The organism is Streptomyces sp. NPDC046197 (genome assembly GCF_040646295.1).
Taxonomy (GTDB): domain Bacteria; phylum Actinomycetota; class Actinomycetes; order Streptomycetales; family Streptomycetaceae; genus Streptomyces.
The window spans coordinates 97,511-108,049 of the sequence record NZ_JBEYZY010000020.1 but is presented as its reverse complement, the minus strand read 5'-3'; the positions used below and the strand labels follow the sequence as shown (position 1 = coordinate 108,049).

The 10,539-nt window shown below is 69.2% G+C and carries 8 protein-coding genes; 4 read left to right on the top strand and 4 right to left on the bottom strand.

The window, feature by feature from the left end; translation table 11 throughout:
* Nucleotides 1-168 precede the first annotated feature (168 nt).
* The gene (locus AB0A61_RS26345) at nt 169-1,059 is read right to left on the bottom strand and encodes an alpha/beta hydrolase (protein WP_361296956.1); all 891 of its coding nucleotides are present in this window, start codon (nt 1,057-1,059) and stop codon (nt 169-171) included.
* A gap of 188 nt (nt 1,060-1,247) precedes the next feature.
* Here AB0A61_RS26345 and AB0A61_RS26340 point away from each other — a divergent pair, with 188 nt between their 5' ends.
* On the top strand, nt 1,248-3,314 hold the full coding sequence (locus AB0A61_RS26340) for an NAD(+) synthase (RefSeq protein WP_361296953.1): 2,067 nt from the start codon (nt 1,248-1,250) through the stop codon (nt 3,312-3,314).
* Between the two features lie 28 nt (nt 3,315-3,342).
* Here the strand turns inward: AB0A61_RS26340 and AB0A61_RS26335 are convergent, their stop codons facing one another.
* Nucleotides 3,343-3,699, bottom strand: coding sequence for a DUF397 domain-containing protein (locus AB0A61_RS26335; RefSeq protein WP_361296950.1), 357 nt, complete (start codon nt 3,697-3,699; stop codon nt 3,343-3,345).
* Nucleotides 3,671-4,534, bottom strand: a complete 864-nt coding sequence (locus AB0A61_RS26330) for a helix-turn-helix transcriptional regulator (RefSeq protein ID WP_361296947.1) — start codon at nt 4,532-4,534, stop codon at nt 3,671-3,673. The genes AB0A61_RS26335 and AB0A61_RS26330 overlap by 29 nt, the downstream gene beginning before the upstream one ends.
* 131 nt (nt 4,535-4,665) lie before the next feature.
* Here AB0A61_RS26330 and AB0A61_RS26325 point away from each other — a divergent pair, with 131 nt between their 5' ends.
* Nucleotides 4,666-4,890 (top strand): hypothetical protein, encoded by a 225-nt coding sequence (locus AB0A61_RS26325; protein ID WP_361296944.1) that lies wholly within the window; start codon nt 4,666-4,668, stop codon nt 4,888-4,890.
* The gene (locus tag AB0A61_RS26320; RefSeq protein WP_361296941.1) at nt 4,887-5,300 is read left to right on the top strand and encodes an ATP-binding protein; all 414 of its coding nucleotides are present in this window, start codon (nt 4,887-4,889) and stop codon (nt 5,298-5,300) included. The genes AB0A61_RS26325 and AB0A61_RS26320 overlap by 4 nt, the downstream gene beginning before the upstream one ends.
* Here the strand turns inward: AB0A61_RS26320 and AB0A61_RS26315 are convergent.
* Entirely contained in the window at nt 5,251-5,688 is a 438-nt protein-coding gene (locus tag AB0A61_RS26315; RefSeq protein WP_361297069.1) for a glutaredoxin domain-containing protein, read from the bottom strand. The two genes, AB0A61_RS26320 and AB0A61_RS26315, sit on opposite strands and share 50 nt — an antisense overlap.
* A gap of 584 nt (nt 5,689-6,272) precedes the next feature.
* Between AB0A61_RS26315 and AB0A61_RS26310 the strand changes: the two genes are divergently transcribed.
* The gene (locus AB0A61_RS26310) at nt 6,273-10,502 is read left to right on the top strand and encodes a ricin-type beta-trefoil lectin domain protein (RefSeq protein WP_361296938.1); all 4,230 of its coding nucleotides are present in this window, start codon (nt 6,273-6,275) and stop codon (nt 10,500-10,502) included.
* Nucleotides 10,503-10,539: the final 37 nt, after the last annotated feature.

The window sequence follows — 10,539 nt, the reverse complement described above, 5'->3', positions numbered from 1 at the left end:
CCCAGGTCAGTCGGCCGGGCCCTGCGCCCGCTCACCCTCCGCGAAGAGCGGGCCCACCCATGTCTGGAGCTCCGTCCCTGACCCAGGTCAGTCGGCCGGGCCCTGCGCCCGCTCACCCTCCGCGAAGAGCGGGCCCACCCATGTCTGGAACTCCGTCCCTGACCCAGGTCAGTCGGCCGGGCCCTGCGCCCGCTCACCCTCCGCGAAGAGCGGGCGCACCCGCGTGTGGAGCACGGCGTCGGCCACGTCCGCCGGACGGTCCAGCATGACCAGGTGCCCGGCGGGGGCGCTGACGCGCAGGGTGCCGTCCAGAAGGGCGGCCAGGGCCCGCTGCCGGGCCAGCCATTCCTCCCGCCGGTGCCGGGGCCGCCGCGGGTCGTCGCAGGCCAGCACCGTGACCGGCAGGCCGGCCGGCAGGGGCACCCGCTGCCGCAGCGCGGCCAGGGCGACGGCCTGGTCGGGGTAGGTGGCGTTCTCGGCCAGCGCCGCGTGCAGCCAGCGGCTCGTGGAGTAGGCGCGCCGGACCAGGTCGTACGGCGCCGGCTCGCCGCCGCCCACCCGGCCCGCGCGGACCGCCGCCCGGCGCAGCGCGGGCCCGGCCACACGGGACAGCCCCGCCGCGCTCGCCAGCGTGCCGCACGCGCGCGTGAGGATGTGCCGGGCCGCGTGCACGCGTCGATGGTGGGCGTCCTCCTCCACGCTGGAGTCCACCAGCACCAGCCCGGCCGCACGCGAGGGGAAGAGCCGGGCGAAGGCCTCCGTGTGGAACCCGGCGAGCGAGTGCCCGACCAGCGTTACGGGCCCGTCCAGACCGAGCGTGTCCAGCAGGGCCGCGATGCGCCGCGCCTCCCCGGCGAGCGTCGGCCACGCGCGCGTGCGCCCGCTGAGGCCGAGCCCGGGGCGGTCGAAGCGGACGACGGTGCGGTGCGGGGCGAGCAGGGGGACGACCGGGTCCCAGTCGAACCAGCACATCCCGAGCCCGGGGCTCAGCACGCACAGCGGTCCCCTGCCGTCGACGACGACGTGGTGGACCACGCCGTCGATGCCTACGAAGGTCATGGCCGCCCTCCGTGATGCCGCATCCCTGGTGCCGTCTCCCCTGGTGCCGTCTCCCCTGGTCTCGTCTCCCCTGGTGCCGCCCAGCGTGGTGCCCCAAGAGCGTCATGGCCGCTCACGCGGGCCTCCGCGTCCGTGGGGTGTCCCACACCTCCGTACCACCCACCCCATCGCGTCGCTCTGACGATTACATGATTACACTGGGGCTCGTGCCTCCGTTGAACTTCTGGTCGATCTATCAGCACGGCTTCGCACGCGTCGCCGCGTGCACGGGTCACACCGTCATCGCGGACCCGCCCACCAACGCCGAAGCGGTCCTGCGCCACGCGCGCCGGTGCGCCGGGGAAGGCGTCGCCGTCGCCGTCTTCCCGGAGATGGTGCTCTGTGGCTACTCGATCGAGGACCTGCTGCTGCAGGACGCGCTGCTCGATCAGGTGGAGGAGGCGTTGCAGCAGGTGGTCGCCGGGTCGGCGGAGCTGCTGCCGGTCCTGGTCGTCGGTGCCCCGCTGCGCCACCGCAACCGGATCTACAACTGCGCGGTGATCGTGCACCGCGGCCGTGTCCTCGGTGTCGTGCCCAAGTCGTACCCGCCGAACTACCGGGAGTTCTACGAGCGCCGGCAGATCGGCGACGGCGCCGACGAGCGCGGCGGGTCGATCCGCGTCGGCGGCGAGGCCGTACCGTTCGGCGTGGACCTGCTCTTCGCGGCGGACGACGTTCCCGGTCTCGTGCTGCACGCGGAGATCTGCGAGGACATGTGGGTGCCGGTGCCGCCCAGCGCGGAGGCGGCCCTCGCCGGTGCGACGCTCCTCGTCAACCTCTCGGGCAGCCCGATCACGGTCGGGCGGGCGGAGGACCGCAAGCTGCTGTGCCGTTCGGCGTCCTCCCGCTGCCTCGCCGCGTACGTCTACGCGGCCGCCGGACTGGGCGAGTCGACCACGGACCTGGCCTGGGACGGCCAGACCATGATCTACGAGAACGGCGCGCTGCTGGCGGAGACCGAGCGGTTCCCGCTCGGCGACAGTTACGCGGTGGCCGACGTGGACCTCGACCTGCTGCGGCAGGAGCGGCAGCGCATGGGCACGTTCGACGACAACCGCCGTACGCACCGCGCCCGGACCGACGACTTCCGGACGGTCTCCTTCGAGCTCGATCCGCCGCTCACCGACCTGGGGCTGCGCCGCCGCCTGGAGCGCTTCCCGTTCGTGCCCGCCGACGCCGACCGTCTCGCCCTGGACTGCTACGAGGCGTACAACATCCAGGTCGAGGGCCTCCAGCAGCGACTCGCGTCGATCGGCGGCCCGAAGGTGGTCATCGGGGTGTCCGGCGGCCTCGACTCCACCCATGCGCTGATCGTCGCCGCCCGCGCGATGGACCGCGCGGGCCGCCCGCGCAGCGACATCCTGGCCTTCACGCTGCCCGGCTTCGCCACCAGCGACCACACCAAGGACAACGCCCACAAGCTGATGAACTCGCTCGGCGTCACCGCGGCCGAGCTGGACATCACGCCCACCGCGCGGCTGATGCTGAAGGAGATGGGCCACCCGTTCGCGTCCGGCGAGCCGGTGTACGACGTCACCTTCGAGAACGTGCAGGCCGGCCTGCGCACCGACTACCTCTTCCGGCTGGCCAACCAGCGCGGCGGCATCGTGCTCGGCACCGGCGACCTCTCCGAGCTGGCGCTCGGCTGGTCCACGTACGGCGTGGGCGACCAGATGAGCCACTACAACGTCAACTCGGGCGTGCCCAAGACGCTGATCCAGCATCTGATCCGCTGGGTCATCAGCAGCGGACAGTTCGACGAGGAGACCGGCAAGACGCTCTCCGCGATCCTCGACACCGAGATCAGCCCCGAGCTCGTACCGGGCGAGGAGATGCAGTCCACCGAGTCCAAGATCGGCCCGTACGCGCTGCACGACTTCACGCTCTTCCACGTGCTGCGCTACGGCTTCCGGCCGTCGAAGATCGCCTTCCTGGCCTGGCACGCCTGGCACGACCCGGAAGCCGGCGCCTGGCCGCCGAACTTCCCTCAGGCCAAGCGGGTGGCGTACGACCTTGCGGAGATCCGCCACTGGCTGGAGGTCTTCTGCCGCCGCTTCTTCGCCTTCGCGCAGTTCAAGCGCTCGGCGATGCCGAACGGCCCGAAGGTCTCGGCCGGCGGCTCCCTCTCCCCGCGCAGCGACTGGCGCGCCCCGTCCGACGGCAACGCGCGGGCCTGGCTGCGGGACCTGGCCCGGTTCGACATCCCGGAGGCGTGAGGGTGAGGGCCCTTCTGGGCCCCTTGGTTCACCGCTTGAGCGAGGCGACGAAGGGGGCCCAGGCGGTGGCGCTGAGGATGAGGGCGGGGCGTTCGGGGGCCTTGGAGTCGCGTACGGGGACGAGGCCGGGGATGTCGTGGGCGACTTCGACGCAGTTGCCGCCGTCACCGTTGCTGTAGCTCGACTTGCGCCAGATGGCGGCGCCGGGGAAGTCGCTGGCGATCTCGACACAGTCGCCGCCGTCACCGTTGCTGTAGCTCGACTTGCGCCAGATGGCGGCGCCGGGGAAGTCGCCGGCCACTTCGACGCATTCCCCGCCGTCACCGTTGCTGTAGCTGCTCTTGAACCAGAGCGCGTCACTCAAGTCGATCCGGTTGCTTGCCATTTCGGAAATCCCCTGCCGCTGCCTTGATCATGTCGAGGGACGTGTCTGGTGACAGCGCGACAGCCCTGAGCCGATCGTATGCCTTGCGGTACTGCTTCACGAGGGCCGGATCGTCGATGGTGTCACCACTGTAGGACGCCTCGGTGTAGATCAGCGGCGGCGCGTCCGGGAAGGTCATCACCATGATGGAGGCGGCCATCAGGGGATACGCGCCGCACGTCCGCGGAACGACCTGCGGAGTGATCCGGCGCCGCTCGGCCAACTCCACGACCCGGTCCAACTGTTCGGCCATCTCCAGCGGAGGAAGGACCGGGTCCGCGATCAGCGACTCGTGCAGGACCGCCCAGTACTCCGGGGTGGAGTGATCCTCCTCGAAGAGGCGGGCGCGGGCGAGGCGGGCCGTCACCTTCTCCTCGACCCACTCATCGGAGGCCGCCGGGTGGGCCGACCGGACCAGCGTCCGAGCGTACGGGGCGGTCTGGAGCAGCCCGGGGAAGATGATGGGGGACCACAGCTCAATGGACTCCGCGTACTTCTCCGCCTCCAGGGCCTTCTCGAAGTAGGCGGCATGCGGCCCCCTCCGCGCTTTCCGCACATCCTCACAGTGCCGCTCGAAGAACCCATCGGTGTTGAGCACCCGGTCCGCATGCCGGGCCAGATCGAGCGGCATCCTCCGCTCCCCGTGCTCGATGTCGCTGAGGTACGTCTTGCCGTAGAAGCTGCCCTCCAGGAACGCCTCCAACGACATCCCCGCCGCCTCCCGCTTCCACCGCAACTCCTTGCCATAGAAGGTAGGGACGCTCATCGAGCCGTCGATGTCCTTGCGTCGGACCACGCCTCACCGCCGTAACTCACCGTGCCGTTTCCGCCGTTCACGTCGCGGACGCGAACCGTCTTTCACGCTAGCGAGTCAAGCGACATTCTGTGAGGGATTCGTCACACACCGCACAGAGGGCTGTCACCCCCATGCCCGACCACTCCCCCACCGCCTACGACGTCACCCTCTGCGTGGAGAACCTCCGCGCCGCCCTCGCGCTGCACGACATCACGCTGCCCTCCCTCCGGGCGGACCTGCCGAGCTTCGCGGGCAGGTACGCACCACCGGCCTGCCTCGTCGCGCTCGGGAACTGCAACACGGCCACGGCCCACGCGCTCGCCACCGCCCTCCGCAAGACGGCGGCCGGGCGATGACCTTCGAACTCGACCTGCTCGCCACCCTCAAGGCCGTACCCGAACTGCGCCACCACCTTCGCACACTCGACTTCGAAGTCCGCCTGTGCGTCACGGAGTTACTGACGAACGTCATCGACCATCTCGGCGAGGGCACCCCGGTGACCGTCCGCGTCACCGGCACGGACCTCGGTCACACCCGTATCGAGGTCACCAATCCGGACCCACGCGCACTGCCCACCCTCCTGTCCGCCGCCGAAACGGCCGAGTCGGGCCGTGGTCTGACGCTGGTCGACGCACTTGCCCAGTGTTGGGGCGTGGACCAGGGAGCGGACCGCAAGACGGTCTGGTGCGAGCTGGCCGAACCGGGGCAACGGTCGGTCACGCAGAACGAGAGAGTTGCTCGCGCACCCATTCCGGATCGGGGTTGACGTGAGGCCGACCGGCCATGAAGACGGTCGGCACGGTCTCGTTGCCCTCGTTGACCGCCCTCACCGCCGCGGCTCCAGCCGGGTCACGCCAGATGTCGACCCAGTGCGCCTGCCGGGCACGACGGCCCAACCGGATACGCAGGCGCAGACAGTACGTGCAGCCCGGCCGCCAGAAGACGACCGGCCGGCCGTCGGCAGCACTGCGGCGTTGCGCTTCCACGGCTGCGATCGACCTCGGGAAGACGAGAGGCGAGTTCAGGCCTGCGAGCGACACGAACACCAGCAGGAGCACTACGGCAGCGCCAGGGCTCCCCTTCAGAACCAGCGCGCTCGCGACGACTGAGCCGCAGAGCACGAACAGCATCGGCAAAATCCAGGCGCGCATCACGAAGACGAAGGCTATCGGGATCGAAACTCGGCCATCTGTGGTCACCCGCCGCGCCCCGCCAGCCGTCCGCACATACAGAAATCTCACAGGAACACCTGTACGAACTCTTCTGAATGTGTCTACAGTGATGCCGCGCATTGGCGGAGCCTGACCACTCCGTACGCGCACATCAGTCAGCGACCGGGGGAACGCCGTCGCTCACGGGGAGGGATCGCATCGCCATGCCGTCTTGCCGTCCATGTGCGTAAGCCCGGCCAGCGGCTGCACTTCTGAGTCCCCGTGAGATTCCTTGACATCCACCGCTCTGCGGAGCATCGGCCGACCATCCGGCGCATACACATTCTGAAGAAGAAAGTGGTGCTCCGTTGCCTTCCCGATTACGAAGATCCCTCATACCAACCGCTGGAAATTCAGGGCTGATTGCTCGAATCATCCTTCTGCTGACCACGGTGTCGGTCGTCCTCGGCCTTACCGTCAGGCCCGGCCTTGCAGGCCGCACGGACCAGGACCACGCAAGCCTCGTTGGCGATTCCTACGACGGCTACGACACCAAAGCAGCTGAACAGCTGCGCGGGGACCAGTGTGTGGCCGCTGACACCCTCCGCAAGGGCGGACCGAACTTGTTCGCCCTCGCGCAGAACGCGATAGGACTGCCGCCCGACCAGCTCCACCAGAAGCTCGACCGGGACCTCTCCAACACCAACACCCCCCTGCAGCAGGCGTTGTACGCGGACGGGACCAACAGCGACCAGTGGGTCAAGAAGGTCGGCGACCAGGGGCAGGCCTGGTCCAGCACGGTCAGCGGCCTGGACTCCTACCCTGGCGCACCGCAGGGAGCGAACAAGATCTTCGACCAGGTCGGGCTGCTTCCGTGGCTGTACCAGTCTTACTTCAAGTCGGTCGACCTGTTCTCCCCGTTCTACGAGACGTCGCCCACTGCTGACGACAGCACGAAGGCTGTCGCGGTCGCGATCGGCGACCAGTTGTACACCTCTGGGGGGTCTCCGGAGGAGCAGCAGGCATGGGCGCTGTGGAAGAAGAACTCCGGCAAGATCGAACCCAATCAGTTGTTCGTTCCCCGGGTGTTCGCCGATGACGCCCGCATCTTCCTGTCCTCGGGCGGTTTCCCGCGCACGGCCCCCGCTACGGACAGCCCGGAGTTCCGTATCGCGGTCGAGGACTTGAAGTCCCGCTTCGCCGCGTGCGCGTGGCACGACCCGATCGACCCGGACCGGGTTCTCGGCAAGGAGGTCGCGCAGGCGTCCGCCGAGTGGCAGCAGGAGATCGCTTCCCAGGCCACGCAGCGACAGCAGATCCTGGCGGCCAACGTCAGTGCCACGAAGGCGTTGCAGGACGGCGCCTTCGCCCTGGGCAAGGTCCTGGGCCAGTCGTGGATCGCGGACTACTCCACCCGCTGGCTGGACCACTACACCGAGGGCGGCCTCAACTGGATCGGTGACGCCCCGCTGCAGATCCAGGTGGAGGGGGCCAGGGGCAAGTGCCTTGAGGTCCAGGGCGCCGGCAAGACCAACGGCACCCCGGTCCAGATCAACACCTGCAACAGCAACAGCGCCCAGAAGTGGCAGCTGTGGGGTGTCTACGACGGCCACTACACCCTTCTGAACGTCAACGCGCAGAAGTGCCTGGAGGTGCTGAACGGCGCCAACGCCAACGGCACGAAGATCCAGATCAGGGACTGCGGCAGCGGCAAGGCACAGCAGTGGACGTTCAACGTCCGCGCCGCGGGCGAGCTGCGCAACATCGCCACGGACAAGTGCCTGAACCTGGCCGCGTTCGACAACGGCAAAGACGCCCAGCTGAACACGTGCAACGGCTCCAACGCGCAGAAGCTCCGCATCGTCCCCAAGGGCCACACCGGCAGCGCGCCGTCGAAGGCCGACGTGGACAAGGCCAAGGCCAACGTCACGAGTGCGCAGTCGGAGGCGAAGAAGCAGCTCGCCGCCGTCAAGGCACAGCTCGCCACGGCGCAGAAGGCCGCCACGACGTCGGACGCGGCGATTCAGGCCGCCTACGGCATCGCCGACGCCAACGGCGCGCCCAGGGGCCGGGGTCTGCTGGTCGGCCAGCAGAAGGACCAGGTCACCAAGGGTTCGGTCGCCGCACTGCAGGCAATGGAGAAGGCCGCCGAGACCGCCGAAGCCGCCACCCGCGCCTCCGCCGGGGACACTCAGACCGTCACGCAGCGTGCCCTGGCCCAAGCCGCCCAGTCGAAGGCGGAGTTCCGCAAGGAGGCCGCCAAGGCGGCCGAGTGGCAGGCGAAGGCCGCCGCCGACGCGGCGAAGATCCACCGGGACAACGCCAAGAAGGACAAGGAGACCGCGGAGGCGAAGCTCGCCGACGCGCTGAAGGCCGAGGGTGACGCGAAGGCGGCCGCCGCCGACGCGCACGCCAAGCGGCTGGCCGCCGAGGCCGAGGAGAAGACGGCCAAGGCGGAGAAGGAGAACGCCGCCGCCAGCCGCGCCGAGGCCGCCGAGCACCGCAAGAACGCCGAGTCCGAGGCGAGCAGGGCGAAGGACGCCAAGGACAAGGCGGAGGCCGCGGAGAAGACCGCCGAGGACCGGCGCGACGACGCGGTCAAGGCCAAGGACCACGCCAAGGCCATGCGCGACGACGCGTGGGACGCCGAGCAGAAGGCCGACGCCGCGCGCGCCAAGGCCGACGCCAAGGACGCCTACGCCGACTCCCTGGGCTCCGGAGACGCCGCCGACGCGGCCCGCGCCGCCGCCAACGACGCCGACAAGGCAGCCGACGACGCCGAAGCCGCGGCGAACAAGGCACGCTCCGAAGCCGATGCGGCCACCCAGGCGGCCGCCGACGCTGACGCCGCCGCCACCCGCGCCGAAGCGGCGGCCAAGCGGGCCCGCTCGGACGCGGACGCCGCCCAGGCCGACAAGCTGAAGGCGGACTCGGCGGTGAAGACCGCGACCAGCGCCGCCGCGGACGCGATCAAGGCCTCCCAGGACGCCGCCGCCGAGGCCAAGACGGCGGTCAAGCTCGCCGACGAGGCCGAGCAGCACGCCAAGGACGCCAAGGCGCAGGCCGATACGGCGAACGCGGAGGCCGGCAAGGCATTGGCGGCCTCGGCCAAGGCGGCCGGGTTCGCCCATGTCACCGCCCAGGCCGCCGTCGACGCCGGCAAGGCGGCGGAGCAGGTCGCCCAGCCCGCCAACGACGCCGTCCAGCTCGGCTCCCCTTACGTCGACACCGACTCCGCCGCCGGCCTCGTCGTGCTGACCGGACAGGCGTCGAAGACCATCGCCGAGCAGCAGCAGGCGGTCGCCGACGCGCACGCCAAGAACGCGGCAGCCGAGGCGGAAGCGGCCAAGAACCTCGCCGACCAGGCGAAGGGGGATGCGAAGGAGGCGTACCAGCACGCAGCGAACGCCGCCCAATACGCGGCCGACGCCCGCACCTACTCCAAGGACGCCCTCGGCTACGCGGCCGACGCGGCCAAGGCCGCCTCGAAGGCAGCCGACTCCCTGGCCCGCACCGTCGAATACGACAAACAGGCCACCGAGGACGCCGCAGCCGCCGACAAGGCAGCCGGCAACGCCGAGGGCTACGCCAAGGACGCCCGCGACAGCGCCGACGCCGCCGAACTCGACGCCTCCGCCGCCCGCTCAGCGGCCTCCCAGGCCGAACAGGCAGCCAAGGACGCCCGCTCCGCCGCCGACCGTGCCGACACAGCCGCCACGGAGGCCGAACAGGCCGCCAAGGATGCGGACAAATACGCCAAGGAGGCTCAGCAAGCGGCCGAAGAGGCGGCCCGCAAGCAGGCCAACCAGCAGGTCTCCACCGGCGGCGCGACTGGTGTCGCGGCCGTCTTCTACGTGGTCGACGAGAAGACGGCCAAGATGGTCAGCGCCAAGCAGATCGGCGAATGTCCGTCAAATGCTCCCCTTGTCGGCTGCGACGCCAAGTATGAACTGGTTTTGGATGTCGTCGCCGACTTCTACTTGTGCACCGATGAAAGTGCGCTGGCCACCGCTGAGGGGTGTCCGAAGGCAGCTTGGAAGTACCTTCAATCGGAGCACATCAAGACCGACCCCTTTGTGTGGGAGTACCACTTCACCGGAGAGCAGATCATCAAGGCGGGCTGGCAGGCCCTCTTCGGTGACACACTCGGCGCGGTCCTGTTCGAGATCGTCCTCGGCGACGTCTTCAGGTGTTGGCATGGCAGCAGTTCGTCGTGCGCTTGGACCGCAGCGATGGTCGCTCCTGTCGGCAGGCCTCTCAAGGCTCTGGCCGACGCAGTCAAGGCGGTGGACGCCGCGGCGAAGACCGGCATCGGGTTTGAAGACGCATGGAGGGGCCTGCGCGCCCTCAAGGTGTCCGACGATGTCATCGCCGGTATCGCCGCGAAGGCAATCGCCCGCGGCAAACTGCCTTGGATCGAACTCGGAGGTCCGGGAAAGTGGGTGTTCACCAACGAGAAAGGTAAGAGCGTCAGGGCGGTCGCATACGAGTTCCAAATCACCGGGGTCCCCGATGGGTTCGGCTACAAGATCTTCAACACGCCGAACGCCGTGGGCGAGCTGAAGTTCGACGGATTCCAGAAGGGAGTCCTCCTGGAAGCAAAGGGCCCAGGCTACTCGAAGATCCGCGAATTCAGGCCCAATGTCGTGCAGGAGGACTTCGTCCCGCAAGCTGAAAAGCAGGTCGCAGCAGCGCCGAACACACCCATCGAGTGGCACATCGCTGAGCGCGACGTGTTCGAAGATGCGGTGAAGCTGTTCGCCGAGAACGACAAGCTCAAGCGGGTCAAGGTCGTTTATACCCCGCCTGCCTCTTGATTGAGCTGCTGGTGCCCCACCTGATGGGGCACCAGCA